At 50.4% G+C, this 23,255-nt stretch carries 23 protein-coding genes; 9 read left to right on the top strand and 14 right to left on the bottom strand.

The annotated features are described in order from the left end of the window. Positions 1 to 50 precede the first annotated feature (50 nt). From hydA to H616_RS0110835, 5 genes are all read right to left on the bottom strand, one after another. Positions 51 to 1,481, bottom strand: coding sequence for a dihydropyrimidinase (hydA, locus tag H616_RS0110855; RefSeq protein WP_027967386.1), 1,431 nt, complete (start codon positions 1,479 to 1,481; stop codon positions 51 to 53). A 184-nt stretch (positions 1,482 to 1,665) separates the two neighbouring features. Then, on the bottom strand, positions 1,666 to 2,967 hold the full coding sequence (locus H616_RS0110850; RefSeq protein ID WP_027967385.1) for a TRAP transporter large permease: 1,302 nt from the start codon (positions 2,965 to 2,967) through the stop codon (positions 1,666 to 1,668). Next, entirely contained in the window at positions 2,964 to 3,578 is a 615-nt protein-coding gene (locus tag H616_RS0110845) for a TRAP transporter small permease subunit (protein WP_027967384.1), read from the bottom strand. The genes H616_RS0110850 and H616_RS0110845 overlap by 4 nt, the downstream gene beginning before the upstream one ends. Before the next feature lie 57 nt (positions 3,579 to 3,635). Next, positions 3,636 to 4,694, bottom strand: coding sequence for a TRAP transporter substrate-binding protein (locus H616_RS0110840; protein WP_205619083.1), 1,059 nt, complete (start codon positions 4,692 to 4,694; stop codon positions 3,636 to 3,638). 47 nt (positions 4,695 to 4,741) lie between these two features. Continuing rightward, on the bottom strand, positions 4,742 to 5,479 hold the full coding sequence (locus H616_RS0110835) for a maleate cis-trans isomerase family protein (protein ID WP_027967382.1): 738 nt from the start codon (positions 5,477 to 5,479) through the stop codon (positions 4,742 to 4,744). A 151-nt stretch (positions 5,480 to 5,630) separates the two neighbouring features. Here H616_RS0110835 and H616_RS14810 point away from each other — a divergent pair, with 151 nt between their 5' ends. Next, the gene (locus tag H616_RS14810) at positions 5,631 to 6,326 is read left to right on the top strand and encodes a GntR family transcriptional regulator (RefSeq protein ID WP_051234228.1); all 696 of its coding nucleotides are present in this window, start codon (positions 5,631 to 5,633) and stop codon (positions 6,324 to 6,326) included. 137 nt (positions 6,327 to 6,463) lie between these two features. Here the strand turns inward: H616_RS14810 and H616_RS0110825 are convergent, their stop codons facing one another. The 3 genes from H616_RS0110825 to puuE form a co-directional block, all read right to left on the bottom strand. After that, on the bottom strand, positions 6,464 to 7,300 hold the full coding sequence (locus H616_RS0110825; RefSeq protein WP_027967381.1) for a bifunctional allantoicase/(S)-ureidoglycine aminohydrolase: 837 nt from the start codon (positions 7,298 to 7,300) through the stop codon (positions 6,464 to 6,466). Between the two features lie 69 nt (positions 7,301 to 7,369). Next, a complete protein-coding gene (locus tag H616_RS0110820) occupies positions 7,370 to 7,858 on the bottom strand; it encodes an ureidoglycolate lyase (RefSeq protein WP_027967380.1) in 489 nt (162 codons plus the stop codon). 71 nt (positions 7,859 to 7,929) lie between these two features. Then, positions 7,930 to 8,862, bottom strand: coding sequence for an allantoinase PuuE (gene puuE / locus H616_RS0110815; protein WP_027967379.1), 933 nt, complete (start codon positions 8,860 to 8,862; stop codon positions 7,930 to 7,932). A gap of 677 nt (positions 8,863 to 9,539) precedes the next feature. Here puuE and H616_RS0110810 point away from each other — a divergent pair. From H616_RS0110810 to H616_RS0110800, 3 genes are all read left to right on the top strand, one after another. Then, positions 9,540 to 10,292: an aspartate/glutamate racemase family protein gene (locus tag H616_RS0110810; RefSeq protein WP_027967378.1), complete on the top strand. Its 753-nt coding sequence runs from the start codon at positions 9,540 to 9,542 to the stop codon at positions 10,290 to 10,292. Between the two features lie 59 nt (positions 10,293 to 10,351). After that, complete coding sequence (locus H616_RS0110805; protein ID WP_027967377.1) at positions 10,352 to 11,725, top strand: NCS1 family transporter; 1,374 nt, start codon at positions 10,352 to 10,354, stop codon at positions 11,723 to 11,725. Between the two features lie 130 nt (positions 11,726 to 11,855). Further along, positions 11,856 to 12,659 (top strand): aspartate/glutamate racemase family protein, encoded by an 804-nt coding sequence (locus tag H616_RS0110800; protein ID WP_205619082.1) that lies wholly within the window; start codon positions 11,856 to 11,858, stop codon positions 12,657 to 12,659. A 52-nt stretch (positions 12,660 to 12,711) separates the two neighbouring features. Here the strand turns inward: H616_RS0110800 and H616_RS0110795 are convergent, their stop codons facing one another. The 3 genes from H616_RS0110795 to uraH all read right to left on the bottom strand — a co-directional run bounded on the left by H616_RS0110795 (position 12,712) and on the right by uraH (position 15,225). Next, positions 12,712 to 13,431, bottom strand: coding sequence for a GntR family transcriptional regulator (locus H616_RS0110795; protein WP_027967375.1), 720 nt, complete (start codon positions 13,429 to 13,431; stop codon positions 12,712 to 12,714). Between the two features lie 118 nt (positions 13,432 to 13,549). After that, positions 13,550 to 14,785 (bottom strand): urate hydroxylase PuuD, encoded by a 1,236-nt coding sequence (locus H616_RS0110790; protein ID WP_027967374.1) that lies wholly within the window; start codon positions 14,783 to 14,785, stop codon positions 13,550 to 13,552. 86 nt (positions 14,786 to 14,871) lie between these two features. After that, positions 14,872 to 15,225, bottom strand: a complete 354-nt coding sequence (uraH, locus tag H616_RS0110785; protein ID WP_027967373.1) for a hydroxyisourate hydrolase — start codon at positions 15,223 to 15,225, stop codon at positions 14,872 to 14,874. Between the two features lie 191 nt (positions 15,226 to 15,416). Between uraH and uraD the strand changes: the two genes are divergently transcribed. Then, positions 15,417 to 15,950 carry a 2-oxo-4-hydroxy-4-carboxy-5-ureidoimidazoline decarboxylase gene (gene uraD, locus H616_RS0110780; RefSeq protein ID WP_027967372.1) on the top strand — a complete coding sequence of 178 codons (534 nt, stop codon included), beginning with the start codon at positions 15,417 to 15,419 and terminating at the stop codon, positions 15,948 to 15,950. A 116-nt stretch (positions 15,951 to 16,066) separates the two neighbouring features. On the opposite strand, the gene H616_RS0110775 is transcribed toward uraD, so the two are convergent. The 3 genes from H616_RS0110775 to H616_RS0110760 form a co-directional block, all read right to left on the bottom strand. Beyond that, positions 16,067 to 17,470: a uracil-xanthine permease family protein gene (locus H616_RS0110775; protein WP_035573023.1), complete on the bottom strand. Its 1,404-nt coding sequence runs from the start codon at positions 17,468 to 17,470 to the stop codon at positions 16,067 to 16,069. 126 nt (positions 17,471 to 17,596) lie between these two features. Continuing rightward, entirely contained in the window at positions 17,597 to 18,472 is an 876-nt protein-coding gene (locus H616_RS0110770; protein WP_035573021.1) for a hypothetical protein, read from the bottom strand. Positions 18,473 to 18,850: 378 nt separating this feature from the next. Next, positions 18,851 to 19,234 carry a phasin family protein gene (locus tag H616_RS0110760; RefSeq protein ID WP_027967368.1) on the bottom strand — a complete coding sequence of 128 codons (384 nt, stop codon included), beginning with the start codon at positions 19,232 to 19,234 and terminating at the stop codon, positions 18,851 to 18,853. A 421-nt stretch (positions 19,235 to 19,655) separates the two neighbouring features. Here H616_RS0110760 and H616_RS0110755 point away from each other — a divergent pair, with 421 nt between their 5' ends. The 4 genes from H616_RS0110755 (at position 19,656) to H616_RS0110740 (ending at position 23,233) form a co-directional block, all read left to right on the top strand. Beyond that, on the top strand, positions 19,656 to 20,060 hold the full coding sequence (locus tag H616_RS0110755) for a heme-binding protein (protein ID WP_027967367.1): 405 nt from the start codon (positions 19,656 to 19,658) through the stop codon (positions 20,058 to 20,060). A gap of 84 nt (positions 20,061 to 20,144) precedes the next feature. Beyond that, positions 20,145 to 21,719, top strand: coding sequence for a bifunctional GNAT family N-acetyltransferase/carbon-nitrogen hydrolase family protein (locus H616_RS0110750; RefSeq protein WP_027967366.1), 1,575 nt, complete (start codon positions 20,145 to 20,147; stop codon positions 21,717 to 21,719). Positions 21,720 to 21,722: 3 nt separating this feature from the next. After that, positions 21,723 to 22,556 (top strand): M90 family metallopeptidase, encoded by an 834-nt coding sequence (locus tag H616_RS0110745; RefSeq protein ID WP_027967365.1) that lies wholly within the window; start codon positions 21,723 to 21,725, stop codon positions 22,554 to 22,556. A gap of 23 nt (positions 22,557 to 22,579) precedes the next feature. Further along, the gene (locus H616_RS0110740) at positions 22,580 to 23,233 is read left to right on the top strand and encodes a TVP38/TMEM64 family protein (RefSeq protein WP_027967364.1); all 654 of its coding nucleotides are present in this window, start codon (positions 22,580 to 22,582) and stop codon (positions 23,231 to 23,233) included. Positions 23,234 to 23,255: the final 22 nt, after the last annotated feature.

Raw genomic sequence — 23,255 nt, 5'->3', positions numbered from 1 at the left:
TGGCTCAGAACCGTAAAAGGCAAGTTAAAAATCAGCCTTTTACGGTCAGCTCAAAATCCCTTGGCTGCTCCTCGAGGACGCGCTGGCTGCGGCTTATCACATTTGAGAAATAGCCCATAGCCCGCCTCACCTGCCGGCTGCCCGTTTCGGGACACCACCTGTCCTCGGCACATTGTCAGCACCGGCTTTCCTGTAAGCTCAAGTCCTTCATAAGGAGTATAATCAACAGCGTGATGCAGCTCGCTATTGCGTATCGTCGTTCGAGCGTTAGGGTCCCATAAAGTCAAGTCAGCATCACTGCCAATAGCGATCGTGCCTTTACGTGGATAGAGTCCATAAATTTTGGCAGGCTGGGTTGCCGTCAATGCCACGAAACGAGTCGCATCAATACGCTGCTTGATCACTCCCTCAGAGAACAGTATCGACAAGCGCGTTTCTAACCCAGGAATGCCATTGGGAATATGTTGAAAGTCAGCACATTCCCCATGCAGTTTCTTTCCTTTTGCGTCGTCATAACGAAAAGGGGCATGATCAGACGAGAAAACCTGGAATACGCCGCTCTCCAACGCCTGCCACACGGCCTCTTGAGCCGCTGCATCGCGCGGGGGCGGGCTACATACATACTTAGCCCCTTCAAAGCCCGCTTGATCAAGATCATCCAGCGTAAGCACCAAGTACTGAGGACACGTTTCCCCATACACTCGCAAACCTCGGTTTTGCGCCCAGCGGATTTGCTCAATAGCATCAGGCCCCGAAACATGCACAATCAATAAGGGCACGTCGATCAGTTCAGCCAATGAGATGGCCCGGTGGGTAGCTTCACGTTCGGCAATCGCCGAATGTGCCACTCCGTGGTAATAAGGCTTCGTCTGCCCTTGAGATTCAAGAAGCTCTGTAATATAGGCGATACAATCTGCGTTCTCGGCATGAATCATCACCATGCCACCTTCACGCCTAGCCATGGCTAACACTTCCAACACTTCTCGATCATTGAGCTTTAAATCATCATACGTAAGATAAATTTTAAAAGAGCTATAGCCCTTTTCAATTAACGCTGGTAATTCTTCTTTAAGCACAACCTCTGTTGGGTCAGTAACAATCATATGGAATGCATAGTCCACCATAGCCTTGCCTTCACTACGGCGGTGATAGTCTTCTACCGCCGCATATAAGCTCTGCCCTTTCTGTTGCGCGGCAAACGGAATCACCGTTGTAGTTCCGCCACAAGCCGCAGACCGCGTTCCAGTAAAAAAATCATCTGCCATGACCGCCCCATCGTTTAACGGTTGGTCCAGGTGACAGTGAGCATCAACCCCCCCAGGCATTACCCATAAACCGTCAGCGTCAATAACCTCATTCGCCTCCCCCAACGCTTGACCCATAGCAACAATACGTCCATCTCGAATCGCAATATCTGCCATGTAACGATCAGCAGCTGTAATAATTAGGCCATTCTTTATCAGGGTATCGAAGTGCTGCATATTATATAAACCTTATACAATTATATTGTTTATTTTTAGACAATAACTGTGCACCAGATGACCTGCTTTACGACCAGAGATTTTATGACTCATCGAGCGAGCCGGGCCAAAAACCCCTGATCGAAACGCTATCCTCTTTCACCAAACATTTATCGAGTACAGCACGACAGTAGCAAGTCAGCACTTACCCCATGGCATTAGGCAACCACAACACTAGGTTTGGCCAGATAATGATCATCGCCACAAAAAGAAGCATGATGGCAAGAAAGGGTAAACTACCAATCATGACATCAGCGATAGACCCTTTACCACGCACACCCTGCACCACATACAGGTTCATGCCGATAGGCGGGGTAATCAATGAAATTTCCATCATGAGTACCAAAAAAATGCCAAACCAGATGGGGTCAAAACCGAATTGAACGACCATAGGCACCACAATAGGTACTGTAGCAATCATCATCGACAGGGTTTCAAGAAAGCAACCTAGCACGAGATAAAAAATTACCAGCGCAAGAATGAAGCCCATTGGCGTCAGACCGAGATCGGCGACCCAGCGAGTCAACGTATTGGGAATACCTAGGATGCCAACAACATAATTGAGGAAAAATGCGGCCACAATAATCAACATAATCATTGCGGTGGTACGCGCCATAGACAAAAAACACTCATGCAGCATTTTAATCGTCAGTTTGCGATTGAATGCCGCCACAATCAAAGCTGCTACAGCGCCCAGTGCCGCTGCTTCGGTGGGCGTCGCCCAGCCACTATAGATGCTACCCATAACGATGGCGAAAACAAACGTCGGTGGCAATAAATCCACCAAAGAAGCTAAGCGCTTACGCAATGGAACACGAGGTTCACGCTCCCCTGCCACACCTGGGCGTAACAGGCTAAATGCCATAATCGCCAGCATAAAAGCACCGGCCAAAGCCAGTCCAGGTAGTATCCCTGCAATAAAAAGCTTTCCAATAGACGTGTTCGTGATCGCTCCATAAATAATCATATTGATACTAGGAGGAATCAAAATACCTAGAGTCGCTCCAGCAGCTAAGGTGCCAAGTGCTAGCCGTTCGCTATACCCTCTTTCAGCAAATGCCGGTAATGCAACGGTACCAATCGTTGCTGCAGTAGCCACTGACGAGCCCGACATAGCAGCAAATACTGACGAGGCTCCAATATTAGTATGTAACAAACCGCCAGGCAGACGATTCAACCACACCGACAAAGCGCTATACATTCGCTCTGTCACTCCGCTCCGCAACAGTAATTCACCTAGCAAGATAAAAAGCGGGATTGCCGTAAGGATAAAATCGTTAAGCGTTCCCCAAAGCGTATCGCCAAAGGAGTACAGCAAAGGTAACCCCAAAAACAATAACGTTCCCAGCACTGCTACGGAGAATATCGCCACAGCAACATGGACGCCTAATATCATCATGCCTAGCATGATGAAGAATCCGATCATGACCTCGAATGCACCAATCATTGGGCGTTACTCCTTTGCTGCTTCTTTGGTATATCAGCACTATAGTCTTGACGCGCCTCTTCTAGCTCGTCATCTGCTGAGCGAGGACCAAACTCGTTATTCACTTCCGTATTCCGCCCACGTAGAAATAACATGACGGCACGCGCCATAAGCAATACAGTTAATACAGAAAAAACGCCCAGCCCTATAACCCATAAACCCTGGGGTATCCATAGTGGCGTTTGCAGTGGTGTACTAGCGTGGCTGTCAAACTCTAGCGTCTCACGCAATGTTTCTATAGCGCGCCATAACATGAACACAGAAAATGCTGCCAACAACAGCATAGCCAGTACATTCAAGAGGGCCTGTAACGAAGCGGGAAGTTTAACCAACAACATATCAACACGCGTGTGAGCACGATGTACCAGCGCATACGCGAAGCTAAAAGCGACACCAATGGCAAGTACATAACCACCAATTTCATCAACACCTTGCAAGGAAAAGCTAAATAATTTACGAGATATAACTTCAAAAACAATTAATAATGACAAACCCAAAGCAGCATACCCCGCTGCAATAGCTGCGCCGTGAGCCACCTTCCGTAACGACCAATAAAGTTTTTTACTTGACATTTTTATAGCCTCTTGCAAGTCGCCGCAGGCGATAACGTCTCGCCTGCGGCAATGTGCTTACTGTGACTGGATGCTTAAACCCGTCACTTTACCTACGCTATCGTTCCATAGCTGGGTACACTCGGCGTATTGCTTATTACAGCTTTCACCCCATACCGGCAGAACTGCCTCAGAGGTAATCGCTTCAATTTGCTCGCGAGAGCTTTCACCAATCTCCACTAAAGACATATTGTAGGATTCATGGCTTTCACAAGTATCTTGGCCAGTATTACACGCAATGGCATCATCGTTTACTCGATAAGCCAGATCCCACATTTGCTCTTCCAGATCAGCGAATGCTTTAGATAGGTCCTGCTGCTGCTGCTCATCGAGGCCGTTCCAAGTATCCAGGTTCATGAAATGCCCCTGCACCGAATAGGACAAGGGAAGCGGAACAAAACGATCAGTTACTTCCGGCCACTTACCGTTGTTACCCGCAGAGGGTGCCGTAACACCACAGTCAGCCACTCCACGTTGCAACGCTAGGTAAACCTCGCTGAACTGCAAGGTCACCGGTATAGCGCCAAGCCCTTCCACCAGGCGAGACATGGATGGCGTAAAAACTCTGACCTTCTTACCCTGGAGATCGTCCACACTATTAATATCGCCATTACAAAACATCATTTGCGGACCAAAAGGCCAAAGCGTCATCAGTTTCGCATTGAAGCGCTCTTGTAAGCGTGCATCAAAATCTGGACGAAATGCTTCGACTGCCTCACGCTGTTGATCTAGGTCTGCGGTGACCCCAGCAAGATCAATACCTTCAAAGAAAGGCTCGTCTCGAGATGCCATACCAATCTGAACAGACATGACATCAAAAGCACCAGAGCGGATCATACGCAATGCATCCGCGGCTTCCACGCCAATAGCATCCATCGTGTTATAAACAACATTTAGCCCCTCATGCCCTCCTAGCTCATCAAAAAAGGGGCGTTCAACCTCTTCCACATGCAACTTATTACCCGAAAAATTACCTACTACCCGTAGCGTAGTTTCTGCTTGCGAGGTACTCGCCAGCACCATTCCAAAGACAACAGAAGTACCTAAGACTATCTTTTTGATTTTTTTAGTTTTCATTAGCTCACCTATCCGTTGGTCATTGCTATAAAATGAAGGTTTTATTTTTAAATAACTAAGCGCTCATCCTGAAACAGCTGCCCCCAACCAGAGATAAGTGCAGGATTAACACCTACCATTTCCAAGGTTTTCCATACAGTTACACTAACTGAATCATAGATAGGAATACCAAGCTCCTGCTCTAGCTCCGCGACAATTCCCGCACCACGTAAGTTAGTGCACAAAAGAGTAATTGCCTCTGGGCTTGATCGTGCCACATCTCGCACCATATCTATCAAAACATCTTCACTGTATTCAGAGAAAGAAAAATTGCCTCGGTCCCCTAAGTGCCGCTCTCCCGCTATTTCATACCCAGCCTTCTGATAGTTAACAATTATATCTTCTTGTATATCGCTAAGATAAGGCGTCACCAGTCCGAGTTTTTTTACACCAGTTCGCTCTAGAATTTCATTCAGCGCCAACACACTAGAAGTGGCCTTCACGCCGGTTGCTTCATGAATAGCAGCACATAAACGATGATCTGTATCAAATCCTAACCAACTAGATGACGTGCCACTCCAAGCGATCACATCCATGTGAGCATCATTAAGTAGCTGTGCGGCCGTAAGTATAGGCGCTATATCGAATTGAGATAACGATGCATCACAGTGTGATATTTCTGTAACAGCAAAGCGTTGAAAGTGCGCGCTGACATGCGGTAACAATGGCTGCAATATCGCACTGGTGTAAGGCTCTAATACAGTATTGGATGACGGGGTTAGCATTCCGATAAGCTGGCGAGACATGAGCATTATCCTTGTTTTTGCTGTATTCTGAATTTTGAATTCAAAATTACTTCCTTTGAGCTTTGCACAAAACGTAAATTTTGCAAAACTATTTTTCAAAAATAATTAAAACAATACGAACAAGCCCGTAGTGGGAAAAAGAGGAATTTCCATGAGCGACGTTATCAAGCCACCTCCTACCGCTAACCCTGCATTGGAAATTGTGCACTCGCCATCGCTTTACCAAGCCGTCGCAGAGCGGCTCAGATTAATGATCCTCGAAAACATGCTGGCTCCTGGAAGCCGTATTTCAGAAAAACACCTTTGTGAGACGTTTGGCGTTTCTCGAACCCCGCTACGCGAGGCTCTTAAAGTTCTTGCAAATGAAGGACTCATCGAACTTTTACCAAACCGTGGCGCTCACGTTACCGAAATCGACCCACAGGAAGTTAGCGATTTATTCGACGTGATGGCCGTACTGGAAGGGTTATCTGGCAGCTTGCTTGCTGATCGCGCAAGCAATGAGGAAATCGCAGAGATACAATCTATTCATAACCAAATGGTGGCGTGTTACCAAAATCAAGAGCGGTCAGAGTACTTCAGACTCAATCAACACATACATCATCGCCTTACCGAGATATCGGGCAATCGCGTACTACATAAACTAGCGCCCTCTCTCATGACCAAGGTAACTCGTGCACGCTATGCCGCCAACATGCAGCTTGAACGCTGGGAGCAATCAGTCGAAGAGCATGAGCTCATCCTACAAGCGCTTAAGAAGCGCGACGGACCCGCGCTTTCAGCAATCATGAGCTTGCATATGCAAAAAACGGGTGATGCGGTACGCCAACGCTTGCAGCCAAACTGAATAACATCGTTGTGGCCACGCGCTTTACGTTTAGCACAGCCTCGCTAAACTCTCATGCCAAGCGTTTCACACACTGACACCCGCCAATCGACGGGTGTCAGTGGTAACCACATGATACTGCCATCGGGGGGCTTAACTCAGCCCCTGCTACCGTATGGCAGCGCCATATGGCGGTTAACATCCTTATACAGTAAGTAGCGGAACGGACCTGGCCCACCGGCATAGCAAGCCTGTGGGCAGAAAGCGCGTAGCCACATGTAATCGCCCGCTTCAACCTCTACCCACTGCTGATTTAGGTGATAGACCGCCTTGCCCTCCAGTACGTAGAGGCCGTGTTCCATCACGTGGGTTTCGTCAAAGGGAATGACGCCACCTGGCTGAAACGTCACAATATTGACATGCATGTCATGACGCATATCGCTGGGGTCAACGAAGCGCGTGGTTTTCCACACTTCATTGCAGTCCGGCATGACCGTCGGCTCAATGTCATTTTCATTAGTAACAAAAGCCTCGGGTATGTCGATGCCATCGACCTGCTCATAGGCTTTACGCACCCAGTGAAAGCTTACCGGTGCATTGGAGGTGTTGCGCAGCGACCAGTCACTGCCGGGCGGAATAAATGCATAACCGCCAGTGGTCATGTGGTGAGTCTCACCAGCCAAGGTCAGTTGCATCTCGCCGTCGACCACAAACAGCACCCCTTCGGCACCGGCGTCGGACTCAGGACGATCGCTGCCACCACCTGGCGACACTTCCATGATGTACTGAGAAAACGTCTCGGCGAAGCCTGAGAGCGGGCGCGACAATACCCACAAACGCGTCTTTTCCCAATGCGGCAAATTGCTGGTAACAATATCACCAAACACCCCTTTGGGAATGACGGCAAACGCCTCGGTGAACATAGCCCGGTCGGTCGTCATTACCTTCTGACCTGGATGGCCACCTTTGGGAGCATAATACGTGTGTTTTGTCATAAAACTTCCTCTTGTTCGCTGTTGTTCTCTTCTAACGGTTCACGCTAAATAAGCACTCATAAGGTGACGTCAGGCCAGAGTTACACGGATATTGATAGCGTATTCTTCACAATTATTGCCATCACCCCCCCGGTCTACCACCAGAAACTCACCCACGCGATCCAGTACCGACTGAATGGCATGCCAAGTGCTAGGAGCGTAATTCACCCCTTGGCGCCCATCCGTCACGAAGGCTCTCACGCTATCTGGCTCAATGCTTTCACCAGCTGGCGCCACCACGACAATAAAGCGCTCCTCGTGCATCGGCACAAAGGCTTGGCTACCCAGCGGGTGGCGTTCAAGCAAGGGCAGCACCAGCGGCACCTCCACCGGCTGACTAACAAAAATACTGATCAACGGTCGAGCGTTTTCACCCAGCGTTTCTACCTGGGCCAGATCATGATGACGCTGGGTGCGCCCTGCGTTAATCGGAAAATGATCTGACGTGCGCGAATCGATCACGTCGCCAAAAGGCGCAAACGCTTCGGCGGTAAGCGGTTGTGCGACAAGTTCTAGCATCTTGCCTCCTGACAGAAAGGTTGATAGCGGCGGGAAATACCACCCACCGCGGGGCGATCACAGTACAGAGGTCAAGGGGCTGGATGATGCTCAGCCCAATGACGGGCGATATCGACACGCCGCGCAACCCATACTCGGTCGTGAGCTGCAATATGATCCAAAAAGCGCTGCAAGCCACGGAAGCGGCCTGGACGACCTAGCAGGCGACAATGCATGCCAATCGACAGCATCTTGGGTGATTCGTCACCTTCAGCATAGAGCACATCAAAGGCATCGCGCAGATAGGTAAAGAAATGATCCGCCGTATTGAAACCCTGAGGGGCAGCAAAACGCATGTCATTGCTATCGAGGGTATACGGTACAACCAAGTGCGAATGCTGTTGACCCGAGCTATCAGCTTCTTGGGTCCAGAATGGTAGATCATCGCCATAGTTGTCACTGTCATAGAGGAAGCCCCCCTCATCCAGCACTAGACGCCGCGTATTCGGACTGTCCCTACCGGTGTACCAGCCCAGAGGGCGCTCGCCGTAGAGGTTTTCAAAGATCTCGATGGCCTTGCGCATATGCTCACGCTCAACCGCTTCCGGCGTGTTCTGATAGTGCAGCCAGCGATAGCCATGACAGGCAACTTCATGGCCCAGTTCTTTAAATGCCTGTGCTACCTCGGGGTTCCGCTCAAGCGCCATGGCCACGCCAAATACGGTCAGTGGCAGTCCGCGGCGCTCAAATTCTCGCAGGATACGCCATACACCCGCCCGCGAGCCGTATTCATAGATCGACTCCATGCTCAGGTGACGATCCGGATAACTGTCAGCACCAATGATTTCAGAAAGGAACTGCTCAGACCCTGCATCACCGTGCAATACGCAGTTCTCTCCGCCTTCTTCATAATTGAGCACAAACTGAACAGCGATTTTCGCCTTACCGGGCCAGTTGGCATGTGGCGGTGTACGACCATAACCAACTAAGTCACGAGGATAATGGGTTGAGGATGGCGTATTCATAGCAAACTCCTGAGTAGTTTCATCGTGTTACCCCTGCTGAGTCTTTGCTGCAACAAACAAGCTGGAGACACGACAGTATTTTTGTTGGAACCGCTCAATGCCGCAAAAAGTGGCAATTAGCGAGGCCAGAAAATGAAAGCGTCATGCAGTGCCTTTGGCTGTCATCACGGCCATCGATCAAGAATGTATACAAAGACAAAATAGAGTGTATCCATAGAATCATCAAGCCTTGATATTCTCTCCGAACCTTTCCTGTCCGAGCCTTGCAATCCCCCTTAAATAGCAACAGCACCGGTCGACAAGCCCCTCACTACGACACACAGTAAAAACCAGACACCCCATCTAACAAACAGAAATAAACGCACGACGCTCGCATTTTTCTGGGCCTCACACGCCATGCAGAACCCATCATGCCACTAGCAAAACAAGGTCGGCTCAACAAAAAACATATTGTATACATTACATAAAAAAAATAAGTACACTTTTTAAAAGTGTGTGAATTTTCTCACTAATCACTGCCAGAAAAAACAGCTATTAACGCAAAAAAACACACCAATCTATTGTTTTTGAACGAATTAAATATCAATACACCTCCCGTATCCGGCCCTTGCATCGCATTTAATAACGAGATACTTTGTGTACAAAGATACAAAACTTAGTTCACAAGAGCACTCCGCATGCATATTCACCTGATTAACCCCAACACCACGTTAGACATGACAGAGACAATTGCCGACGCAGGCAAAGTGATTGCTGCCCCAGGAACCCGGGTCAGCGCATCAAACCCTGCTAGCGGCCCAGTCTCTATCGAGGGGCACTTCGATGAAGCTATCAGTGCCGTGGGTGTGCTCGAAGAAATCATGCGCGTGGATCGTGAAGCTCAGGTAGACGCCTACGTCGTCGCTTGTTTCGGCGACCCCGGGCTACTTGCCGCTCGCGAAGCCACCCACGCGCCGGTAATAGGCATCGCCGAAGCCGCCTTTCACATGGCGACGCTAATTGCTACCCGCTTTTCGGTGGTCACTACCCTCTCTCGCACCGGCATCATTGCGGAACACCTGCTCGACCAGTATGGCTTTCGCCATCACTGCCGCCGGGTACGCGCCGCCGAAATTCCGGTACTGGACCTTGAAGACGACAGCGACCGCGCCCTTGAAAAAATCATCGCTGAGTGCCGTCTCGCCCGTGACGAAGACGGCATCGGTGCCATCGTGTTGGGCTGTGGCGGCATGGCCAACCTAACTGAAACCATTAACCGTGAAGTAGGGTTGCCCGTAATAGAAGGCGTAACAGCCGCAGTAAAGCTGGCCGAAGCGTTAGTTGGACTCGGCCTGCAAACCAGCAAAATAGGCGACCTCGCTTACCCACGCCCTAAGCGCTTTACGGGTGGCTTCGCCCACTTGTCCGAACTCAACCTGGCGCGTCGCTGACAACAGCTGATGCCACGGTTATTTAGCTTTAAATAACAACCACAAGCCGAGAGGCCACTATGAGCACACCAACCTCTAGCCCCACAGGGGGCAGCAATACCAGCCCACAGCAGCAAGCACCAACGACTAAGAGTGCCGGAGAAGAATCTCTAGCCCCCCAAGAAACGCGCATAATGGGACGTTTTTCTTACCTCTTAGCTTGGTTTGGCGGCTGCGTCTCCATCGGCACCTTCACCATGGGGTCCAGCGTTGTCGGTACTCTGAACTTACTCCAGGCGACAATCGCTATTGCCATTGGCTGTTTTATCATTGGTATTGCGTTAGCGCTGAATGGAGCGGCCGGTTACAAATACGGTATTCCGTTCATGGTACAAGCACGTAGCGCTTTCGGCTTCCAAGGCACTCGGATTCCAGGCCTTGTACGCGCCGTTCCCGCAATTGTCTGGTTTGGTTTTCAGAGTTGGATTGGCGCGGGCGCACTCAACATGGTGTCTGCAACTCTGTTTGGCTTCGATAACCTCATCGTGTTCTTCATTGGCTTTCAGTTTTTACAGCTCGCTTTGTCATACATGGGGTTCCAAGGCATCAAATGGCTAGAAAACTTTGGCAGTGGCTTTATTTTGCTGGCACTGATGTACATGTTCTACAGTACGGTTCAGCGCTATGGCGACGTCCTGTCTAGCAACTTGCTGACGATGGAAGGCTCATGGGGCGTACCCTTCTGGGGTGCCACTATGCTGTTCCTAGGCATTTATTCAACAATGATTCTTAATGTTAGCGACTATGCTCGCGAGCTAAAGAAAGGCTCTGGCCCTGGCTTACTAACCACTATTTATGCGATGTCAATCCTGCCTTGCACCTTATTCATGGGGCTGATCGGCTACATGGTATCTGAAGCAACAGGCGTCGCCGACCCGATCCAAGTCTTTGCCAACGCAGTAGATAATACGCCTCTGCTAATGACCACTCTGCTGTTTATTGCTTTTGCCCAGGTCACCACTAACGTACTGAATAATGTTGTACCTCCCACCTATGTACTGATGGACGTTTTCAAGCTGAGCTTCCGCAAATCAGTCACTATTGTCTGCCTGCTGCCATTTGCCACCTTCCCGTGGGAGCTGGTCAAAGATGAGTCGGCCGCTGGCCTGCAGCTGTTCGTACAAACGTATTCCGCTTTCCTAGGTCCGATCTTTGCGGTCATGGTGGTTGATTATTTTCTGATTCGTCGCCGCTCTCTAGACCTCGATAAGCTATATGACGAACACGGCCCTTATCGTGGCTTCAACCCAGCGGCATTGATCGCAACCGTTGTCGGCATCGCAGCCGCCCTTTCATTCTCACAGGTGTCCTGGTACGCCAGCTTGATTCCAGCCGGCCTGACCTACCTGCTGCTTATGCGCTATTGGGCTCCTTGCCAACGTTTTTGCAACTGATCAGCTGACACCGTCTACGTGACCAGCCGATAAGCTGCATGGTGTCGTGGGTAGAGCTATTCGCCTGCCCACGGCAAACTCAAAAAGCAAAAAACGCATGACAACAACTAATAAATGGAGTGCCAAAATAATGACAACCCCCTTTTCGTTGCCCATGAAACGTAAGCTATTTGCCCCTGTCCTAATAAGCTGCAGCCTTTTTTCATTCACCTCCCTATCTCAAGCCGAGCAGCCCACGACCACGTCAGCAAGTAACCCAGAGAACCTTAAAGCAATCGTTCTGATCAACCCTAACTCAAACACCAACGCAACTCATTCAATGGCCAACCTGGCTCGAGACGAAGTCAGTGGAAAAGCTATCATCATTGAGCGCAGCAATAGCACAGCCCCACCACTGCTGACGACGCCACAAGATATGATTGATGCGACCCCAGGTGTGGTAGGCGTTGGCGTAGAGGCAGCTAAGGATGACAACGTCGCCGCTATTATCGTCTCAGCATTCAGCGACCCCGGCCTTGAAGAGTTACGCGAGGAGGTGGACATCCCTGTTTTTGGTATCGGAGAAGAAGTCTTTCATGAAGCAGCACGGGGCGGCCGAGAGTTCGGCATCGTTACAGTTACGCCAGACGAAGCCCTGATTGAATCATTTCGTCTTAAAGCAGCGTCATTGGGCTACGAAGAACTTTACCGTGGTGTCAGAGTGACCCCTGGCGACCCTAACGAGCTAGTGCTGTCTCCTGAAGCGCTAGACATGGCGCTTGCTGAAGCGGTGAAACTTTCAATCTCTGAGGACGCTGCAGAAGCAGTCATCATGGGTGGCGGCCCCCTCTCTGCTTCAGCGCTAAGACTGCAACCACAATTCGATGTGCCATTACTGGTAGCCGTTAATGCCGCCACACGGGCTGCGCTAAAGGCGATTGAAGACGCACAATAAAACCATAGTGAACACGATGGCTATGGCGAACACACTTGGGCCGTCATGAGGTTTAGCCAGAAAACACCTGATACAGGTCTGGCGACTCCTCTTCTTCATCACGAATGGATAGCGACGCTTCTATCGCGTCCAAATGGCTGCTCATAAATGCTTGTGCTTTATCTCCCTGCCGGTTTTCAAGCAGGCCAATCAGGTCATCATGGTCATGTGACTCACAGCCCAGGTGGCCAGAGTTACCATACACCGCCAAAATCAGCGAAGAACGCGAGCACAACCCTTCAACAAAATCACTTAGCGCAGTATTTCCTGAAATACTCGCCAAGCGGCCATGAAACTCAGCTGAAAGCTTAATGGCGATACTTCTTTCCCCTCTGCGTAACGCATCATGCTCACGCTGAGCAATATCACGCAGCGCACTAAGATCACGAGCTGTTGCCCGCTGAGCAACGCTGTGCATCAAACCACACTCGACCATCTGACGAGCTTCAAACACATCTCGCGCCTCATCAGCAGTGGGCCGAGTCACGCTGGCACCACGTCGTGGTGTCAGTGTCACCAACTGCTCCAATGCCAAACGCTGGAGAATTTTACGAATACCCGTTCGGCTGACACCAAACACGTCAGCAAGCGCATCTTCACGCAACCGCGCGCCGGGTTTGAGACGGTGCTCAATGATGGCGGTGCTGATAGAGTGGTAGATCTCTTCGTGACGCTTGGCCCCATCACCATTTTTACCTACACCATTGCCTGCTCGGGGCTGACGCTGACTCATTATTTTATCGCCTATTGAAACCCTATATTGCGTTTATTGTATACGTATTATGAGAGTCGATACGATAATCGCCCACCGTTAAGGTGGGCGATTATGCCAAATAGATCGACGTAATGCGTTACCACTGAGCGATACTATTACGCTCACCTTCCGTCATCCCGGTGATATTGCCCAATGGCATGTAGCCGCTTTCAACAACATCCTTAATCTGTGTAATCTGGCGCTGTATGGCGTCGTGGCTGTCCAAAACAATTCCTGCAGGCGCCGCCGCAAAAGCCGCATGCGTCGGGTTTTCCGCATGACAGCTAGCGCAACGCGCCTGAATAATTCCTTCATTGGCACTCAGCATGTCCCCATCTTTTATTTCGATAGATTGGGTTTCACCTGCCCCCCCCTCCAGGGTAGTGACCTCTTCAGAGGATGTACTGCTCGGTGCGCCGACCCAGATCGCTATCAAAATCAATGCCACACCCGCAGCAGGATAAGCCGGCTTGATGTAGCCGGCATGCATCAGCACAAAGAACTGGCGAATTAAAGCACCCGCAAAGATAAACAAAACCATCAAAACCCACGATAGCTCATGGGAAAAAATGAACGAGTAGTGTGTGCTGAGCATCAACAGCACCACTGGCAACGTGAAATACGTATTATGAACAGAGCGTTGCTTGCCGCGCTTACCATCAAGCGGGTTGGGCTTTTCGCCCGCCTTCATAGCTTTCACCATGCGGCGTTGGCCAGGAATAATCCAGAAGAATACGTTGGCAGACATGGCCGTTGCCATGACCGCACCGGACAACAAGAACGCCGCACGCCCCGGAAAAATGTGGGTACTGAGGTAGGCAACCCCAATCATCATGACAGCAACGGCAATACTCAAGATACCGTCGCGCTCCATATTAGGACTGATGCGTTTACACAGCTCGTTGTACACAATCCAGCCGGAGGCAAGAAAGGCCAATGCCACTAAACTCGCTTGCCAAGAACTCAAACCAGCAACCCAGGCCCAGTCACTATTGGGGTTAACGAGGTAGATACCCGAGTTGGAGACGTACAACAGCAAGAACAAACCAAAGCCCGACAGCCACGTGGTATAGGCTTTCCAGAATGACCAATGCAGGTCACTGGGTAACTTTTCCGGGGCGCTAGCGTATTTCTGGTTATGATAGAAACCACCACCATGAACCGCCCACATTTCACCAAAAACACCTTTTTTCTTATCTTCTTCTGCCTTGGGTGGACGTAATCCATTATCCAACATGACAAAGTAGATCGACTCACCAATCCAGGCGATAGCCGCGATTACGTGAAGCCACCTCAACAGGAGGTTGGCAAATTCCAACAGGTAAGCTTGCATGGCTCTGGTCTCTTGTTGTTTGCACAATGCCCGCTTGGAAACGTCACGCAGGCTCAAAGCGTCATTGGGTCACGAAGTTAACAGCATCAGCTGCCACGATAAGTAGAATAGCTATAAGGAGAGACCAGCAGCGGCACATGATAATGCTCACGGGCATCAGATACACCAAAGCGCAGTGGAATCACATCCAAAAAGCGCGGCTCTTCGGCCTTGAGCCCTTGGGCACGCATATAGGCCCCAGCATGAAACACCAGCTCATACTCCCCTGTAGTGAAATCGTCTCCTTCCAGAATGGGCGCATCACAGCGACCATCATGATTCGTCACAACCTCAGCCAGTTTTTGGCGACTTTCACCGTCAATACGATACAACTCAATGAAGATTCCTTTGCCAGGGCATCCCAAAGCAGTATCAAGAACGTGAGTCGTCAGGCGTCCCATGTATATTCTCCCTATGATGTTTATCTCGACAACAATGCTGTCTGGTAAAATATTCTCAGAAAGTAAGCATAGCTTGTCACCACACTCACCTCTACACATGAATACACTTTTATATTCATCAAGAGTACATTTCAAACATTTTATTGTATACAGTTAGTCGTACTGTTCACTTGCCGACGCGGAGCACCACAATGACAATCAATGCCTTAACACCTCGCCCCAGCCAGATGGACAAAGCGACATTTGTCGCTAATTTCGGTGAAATCTATGAGCATTCACCCTGGGTGGCCGAACTAGCGTGGGAACGTGGCTTAGAAGAAAAACACGACCAACCCGCTGAACTCGCCCAACTGATGGGCAGTGTGCTATCCAGCGCTTCGCCGGAAAAACAACTTGCAGTAGTTCGTGCTCACCCAGACCTTGCCGGTAAAGCAGCAATTGCCGGCGACCTCACCGACGACTCAACCCAGGAACAAGCAGGCGCTGGCCTTGACCAGTGCACACCTGAAGAAATGGCTCGCTTCGAACACCTGAATACTGCCTATAAAGCGCGTTTCGACTTTCCTTTTGTGATGGCAGTAAAAGGCAGCAACCGCCACATTATTCTTGAAGCGTTCGAAACACGATTGAAAAATGACCCCGTCCAGGAACGCCACACTGTCATCGAACAAATTAACCGTATCGCCTTTTTCCGCCTGGAGGCTCGTGCGAACGATCAGAAGTAACCCATTGATGTAATGCCACCTGGTTTCTGCACACATACGCCCCAGCCACTAAAGGCTGGGGCGTATTATTTCGCAACAAAAAACTCAGCTGTCGTAAACCAAAGGCTCAGCCACCGTTATTCAGCATTGCCAGAGGCCTGCGCATAGTGCTTAGCACTGGCTTCGGCATCTGCTTTAGCGATATTTTCGCGCTCTTTTTGTTCATCAGCCAAGCTGTGCTTAGGCAATACGATGTTCAGCACAAACGCCGTAATCGCCGCCACAACAATAGGAGCGCCGCCTATCACGCTAATTAGGCCTTCAGGTAACTGGGCAATAGCGGCAGGTACTTGGGCGATGCCCAAGCTAAGCGCCAACGATAAGCCGACAATAGTCATGTTACGGGCTGACAACTCATCTTTAATCAGCAACTGAATGCCTGTCATGGTAATCATGCCGAATACCGTGATAGTGGCACCTCCCAGCACAGGATAAGGAATGGTCGTCATCACCGCGCCAAACTTTGGGCTCAGGCCAGCCAGCACCATGAATACGCCAGCAATCGCTAACACATAGCGGCTGATGACCTTGGTCATAGCAACAATGCCAACATTCTGGCTGAAGGTGGAGGTTGGCAGTGCACCAAAAAACGAGCTGAGCACGGTGGTCAAACCATTTCCTAGCAAACCACCCGTCAACTCTGATGTTTTGAGCTCACGGTTCATGCCACCCACACTGGTGGCTGACAGATCACCAATGGTCTGAACCGAATTGATAACACAAATCACCACCATGGAGATGATAGCGCCAGTGTGAAACTCAAGCTCAAACGGCATGAACTCAGGAACAGCGACCCAGCTGGCATTGAGTATCGGGTCAAAGTTGACCATGCCCAGTGCCAGCGCCAAGGAGTAGCCCACCAGAATGCCCACGATGATCGCAGCCAGCTTGACCACCCCCTTACCAAACTGCGAGGCAAAAAGTACCGTCAGTAACGTCACCAAACCAACGACCCAGTTCATTGGGTCACCAAAGTTTGGTGCGTTCACATTGCCGCTGCCCGCCATATACCTAACGGCAATGTCATACAGCGACAAACCGATAACCAGTACCACCGTACCCGCCACAACCGGCGGAAAAAGGTGGCGAATATATTGAATAAAGTAGCCAACCACCATCATGGTGATACCACCAACCAGCTGCGCCCCCAGAATGCCACCAATACCGTACTGAGCACCCACAGCAATCAACGTCGGCACATAAGCAAAACCCACACCAAAGATAGCCGGCAGACGTGCGCCAAACTTCCAGACTCCATACAAATGAAAGAGCGTACAGACACCAGATGCCAGTACCGCGATCTGGATCAGTAACAATTTCTCCTGTGGTGTACTGCCCACTACGCCAGCAATAATGATGGGTGGCGTGATTACCCCGGCAATCATTGCCAACACATGCTGCAAAGAAAGAGGCAGCGCCTTCAGAAAAGACGGCTTGCCATGAAAGTCGAACAGTGAAGTATTCTTGATGTTTGTCTGCATGGGACTATCCAAGGATTTGTTGTCAGTCACTACTGAATACAACAGTTGCTTACTGATAACCAACAAACTGTCATCATTTAGACACAAAGTTGTATACAGTTATTGTTGTTACTAGCGATAACACCGTCAGAAATGCCACTCAAGGTTGAATGTCAGTGCATCGGTATCCACACCGGGTTTGTCGTGGTTACCAAACTTATTTCGCCAGTACTCATAACCGACACCTCCCCACAGCGTATTGCTCTCTCCCCAGGCTAGCTTGCCCACATCAGCCAACAAAGCGGTACGCATCAACTGTTCGGGCTTGGTAGCCACGCCAAAGTAGTCATCCCCTTTCTTGCCGTTGTAGTTATAGAAGCCGTTAAATGTCATGGGCACAGTCCCCACGTCGAACGGCAGCCCCCAAGCCAAGTTAATCTGGTAATACGGATCGAACAGGATGTCATTACTGTTACCTGGGGCACCACAGGGCGGTAACCCGCAATGGTTCCACTCCCGAGAATAGAACAGACTGAGATCAACAAACCCTCTTGGCACATCAAACTTGAAGGTAGGACCAATGACTACCTGGCGCTTGCGTGGCGCGAAAGTGGTGTTTTTGGTATTAAGATCAACGCCAGCACTTAAGGCCATATCTTTCACTGGACCAAACGCCAAAGGTTCGCCAAACACCTTCCCGTAATGAAGCTGGTGGCGATATGTCAAATATGCCTCAGTTGCTCCATTGTCATCATTTCCACTTGAAGGGTCGGCGCTGTCTGACTGCAGCACGTCTAGGTTAAAAAAATTCTGGCCTAGCGAGTAACCACTGACGTGACTAAGGCTAAGTATATGCTTGGTGACCTTTTTTCGGTTATTCGGCTCAGTAAATTGCGTGCCGTAGCGATAACCGACATGAGTGTCGCTAAACGTTGCTGCCTGAAGGCTGCCGGAAAAGAGTACTGCACACGCCACAAAAGAAGCTAAGGCGGCTTTTTGCGGCACATTGGTACCAGTGCTCATCAGTGAATCCCCATTTTCTGTAATTATTTGAGATTCGCGTCCATGACGCGCAGAGGCAACAACACGCGCTGGGTTATGGCGGTATCGCAGCCCTTGTCTACCATACACACCAAAACTGTATACTTAAAATCAATTTTTTTGTCTACAATATGAAGAGAGAACTGTAGTTCATAAAAGTGTCTTAAGAAAAAACCAAGAAAGCTCTGCCAGTTGCCCAAAGAAAGCGGCGACAACGCAATAATGGGGCGCAACAACCCGCTGGATAACACACACGAAAAAAAGCCACCGCAGTGCGGTGGCTTCCAAGGCCCTAAGGCCATTCACTTGCCAGAATCATTGACCAAAGCGGCGAATTAAGCGGCCTTCAGTCCATCAAACTTAGCGCTTACCGGCTGACTTAACCTGCTCATCAGCCGCCTTCTGTACTTTTTTACCCTGCTCTTCGGTCATTTTCTGCCCCTTCTGCAGGTAGTCTTGACTCAGACTCATCAGCGCTTCTGAGTCTTTCTTTAAACGCTCACCGGCTTGTTGTGCCGCTTTCTGCTGGCTCTCAACAGCCTGTTTGAAACCGTCAGCATCTTTGACTTCAAGCCAGACACGCGCCTGAGCCAGGCCTAGGTCTGCCATCGCTCGCGCCGAATCAAGCTGGGCATTTACCATTTTTTCGGTGAATTCAAGGTTCATTGCACCAATACCACGCAGCGGCGATACCATCATTTCTTCAAGCTGCTCGGTAAATTTGTTAGACATATCATTAGACATTGGGTAACTCCTCGCATCGCATAATGGCTCGGGCGGGCGTCACAACCAACCGGCCTGCCCCTTTGTTTACAGTAACGTTTATAACAACGTTGGTCACAACGGAAACCGTTCCATATCGGCAACCATCCATGTTGCCATGCAGCATAGACGCTATTTTTGTGCAATGCAACATATGCAGGCCACTTTTCTTCCCAAACCTGCTCGACCTCACTCTAAACAGTATGCTCTCAACAGAGTTGCAGCTATAGCAACACCGTTGAGCTATCTATTTTCACCAGGCGCGAGTCAGTTGTCAGTGCTGCTGGCTAACAGTAAGCTCAATGGTTTATGACAGACCCTAACGCTCAGCCAGGCTGATGACTTTCGCTCTTGGCAGGCGATGCTTCTCTGCTCAACAACTTACTATAAAAAGGAGAATTACATGCAACAGAAGTTTATTCTTGGCCTTGCGGAAGTTAATGCCATCCTGAATACGGCCCAACAGAAAGCTCAGCAAAACGGCTGGAAGATCACCGTTTCAGTGGTTGATGACAGCGGTGAATTAGTCGGCTTACGCAGGTTAGACGGCGCGGCGCCCATGACGGCAATGATCAGCGCACAAAAAGCCCGCACAGCAGCCTTCAGCCACAAAGAAACTCAGTTTTTTGAAGAAATGATCAATAACGGGCGCAATGCCTTTTTATCGGCACCATTACATGGGCTATTGGAAGGCGGTGTGCCTATTGTCATTGAAGGCCAGGTCGTTGGTGGCGTTGGTGTATCCGGCGTCAAGGCAGACCAGGATGCACAAGTTGCCAAGGCAAGTATTGCCACTATGTTTGATTAGCTTATGGTTCATCAACCACGCTGACAGGCAGGTCAGTGCAAATGCTAAACTGGCACTCTCATATACCGTCTCGGAACTTTTACCATGGCCCTCGATGACCTACAGCTGACTCTGCGTAATTTGACCAGCGACGACTACTCCCAGCTCGAGACCTTGATGGACGCGGTTTACAACGATCTCGGCGGTGCTTGGTCAAAGCACACCATGGATACCTTAATTAGCTCTTTTCCCGATGGCCAAATTGCTATCGAGGATGATGACCGGCTAGTTGGCATCGCCCTGACCGTTCGAGTGTCTTACGATGAGTTTACCAACCCACACCGCTACAATGACCTCATCGGTACACGCGAGGTAATTCTCGATAGCCCGACAGGTGATGCGATGTATGGGCTAGACGTGTTGATCCACCCGTCCTATCGCGGCTACCGCCTAGGAAGGCGCTTGTACGATGCTCGCAAAGAACTTTGCCGTAGCCTCAACCTGCGGGCCATTCTGGCAGGGGGCCGCATCCCTCAATACCACGCTTACGCCGATAGCATGTCACCGACACAGTTCATCGACCAAGTAACGCGTAAAGAAATTTACGACCCCATTCTTTCTTTCCAATTGGCCAATGAATTTCAGGTCAAACGCCTGCTACGCAACTATTTGCCTGAAGATGACAAATCCCAAGGCTATGCCACCTTGTTGGAATGGAACAATTTTTTGTACGAACCCGCAGACCTCATCCTAGAGTCGCGAAAAACTCAGGTGCGGGTTGGCGCGGTGCAATGGCAGATGCGCGAATTTGATTCCGTGGAAGCCGTCTTGCAACAAGTTGAGTACTTCGTTGATGCGCTGTCTGATTACAAAAGTGATTTTGCGGTGTTTCCAGAATTATTCAACGCACCGTTAATGGGACTTCAAGACCGCGCTGCCCAACAGGATCAACACGCTGCCATCCGTTTTCTGGCCAGCTTTACCGAACGCTTTAAGACCGAGCTCTCACGCATGGCGGTGTCATACAACATTAACATCGTAGCCGGCTCCATGGTTGAAGTGGGTGAAGACGACCGCTTATATAATGTCTCTTACCTGTGCCATCGCGATGGTTCTATCGATTGTCAATCAAAGCTGCACATTACTCCCCAAGAGCGGCGTGACTGGGTTGTTGAAGGCGGCGACGACTTACAGGTATTTGACACTGATGCCGGCCGAGTTGGCATACAGATCTGCTACGATGTCGAGTTCCCCGAGCTATCGCGCCTACTCGCTGAGCAGCACATGGACATCTTATTCGTGCCGTTCTGGACCGACACAAAAAACGGTTATCTCCGTGTTCGCCACTGCTCTCAGGCGCGCGCCATCGAGAACGAGTGCTATGTAGTGCTGTGCGGCAGCGTGGGCAACGTGCCATCCATTGAGAACCTGGATATCCAGTATGCTCAGTCGTCGGTTTTCTCGCCGTCAGATTTCGCCTTTCCTCACGACGCCGTGCTCTCAGAAACCACGCCTAACACGGAGATGATCATGTTTTCCGACCTCGATCTGACACGTCTGACCATGGTGCGCAACGAAGGCTCGGTAACCAACCTGAAAGACCGCCGCAAGGACTTGTTTGACCTACGTTTACGCGACTGGTCTTGGAAGTCAGGTGCCCGCGGCACAGAGGATCACTAAGCGATGTTCGGGGTGCTACGCCGCCTACGCCAATGGCTTTTTATCACACGCCACCCTTTTCCTGAACAAGAGTGGCAGCGTGCTATGGCGCGCTTACCGATACTCAAGGGGCTTAATGAGCAGGAAGCACAGCACTTAGGCCAACGCGCCTGGCGCTTCATACACGACAAACACGTTAGCCTGCATCCAGAGCTAATAGATTCGATTGAACTGGCCGCTGACCAGCGTTTGGCCATTGCCGCACAAATCTGTCTACTCACGCTGGGCTGGAGCGATAGCGATCACCGCCATATGCAGTCCAACGTGCATGAGCTACAGATACTCCCAGGCGCTTTCAGCCGTCAGGTCAAACAAACCGATGCCTATGGGGTTACCCATGACTATGAGCACCGGCGCGCCGGAGAAACATCTTACCAAGGGCCGGTCGTGGCTTCCTGGCCAGACGTAGCGGCCAGTGGTAACCGTAACGGCTTTAACGTGCTCATCCACGAGTTCGCGCACAAGATTGATATGCGTAACTCACTGAATGCTGATGGTTATCCTCCGCTGTCTAGCGACATTAGCCCAAAGGAATGGCACCGAATATATACCGCCGTATGGGATGACTTACAGGATCATCTTGCTCGAGGTCAAACGCCCCCTATTGATGCCTACGCCGCTAGCTTGCCCGGTGAGTGTTTCGCCGTCACTTGTGAAATATTCTTCAGCGCTCCCGAACAGCTAACCAGCGCCTACCCCGACTTGTACGACTTACTGCGCCGCTACTTTCGCCAAGACCCACTGGCTCGATTTGGCCATAGCCCCATCATTTCTGTAGAAGCTGGCAGCAACGTTTAACGCTTAGGAGATTCACACCACTCATGTCTCGCTCTGTCGGACGACTGCTCATCTTTATCACCACTCTGCTGAGCTTCGGTTTACTGTGGCAATGGCTAGCTATGCAGAATCACTTAGATGTGGACACCCTGCTAGCGCTAACGAAAGACTCACAACACTGGAAGGACAGCCCTCTAGTGGTGCTAATCATCATGGCTGCATATGCAGCCGCCTCCCTGGTGATGTTTCCACTAAGCCTGATGGTCGCACTAACTGGCTTGCTGTTCGGCCCCTGGTGGGGATTCGGCTATGCGCTTGCGGGAACCTTAAGCGCCTCAATGCTTAACTGGTGGATTGGTCGATTAATCGGGCGTGACGCCCTGTTGCGACACGGCGGTCAGCGACTAACCAAGCTATCGCGCTACCTGTCCGGGCGCGGAGTCCGCACCATGGTGATCATCAACCTGCTACCACTGGCTCCGTTCACGCTGACAAACATGATGGCTGGCGCTTTTCATCTGCGCTTTCGTGACTACATGGTCGGCTCACTACTGGGTATTGCGCCTGGGCTTGCTGCTGTCACACTGTTAGGCAGCCAACTCGGTGAACTAACGACAGCGACAAACCATCGAGATGTGATCTTGGCCATCATCGGGTTAGTCGTCGGCCTTGCCATATTATGGCTCCTCAAGCGCTGAGCCACCCAACGTCAAAAATAAA

Source organism: Halomonas halocynthiae DSM 14573 (assembly GCF_000425725.1).
Lineage (GTDB): Bacteria > Pseudomonadota > Gammaproteobacteria > Pseudomonadales > Halomonadaceae > Halomonas > Halomonas halocynthiae.
This window is presented reverse-complemented; position numbering and strand designations above follow the sequence as displayed.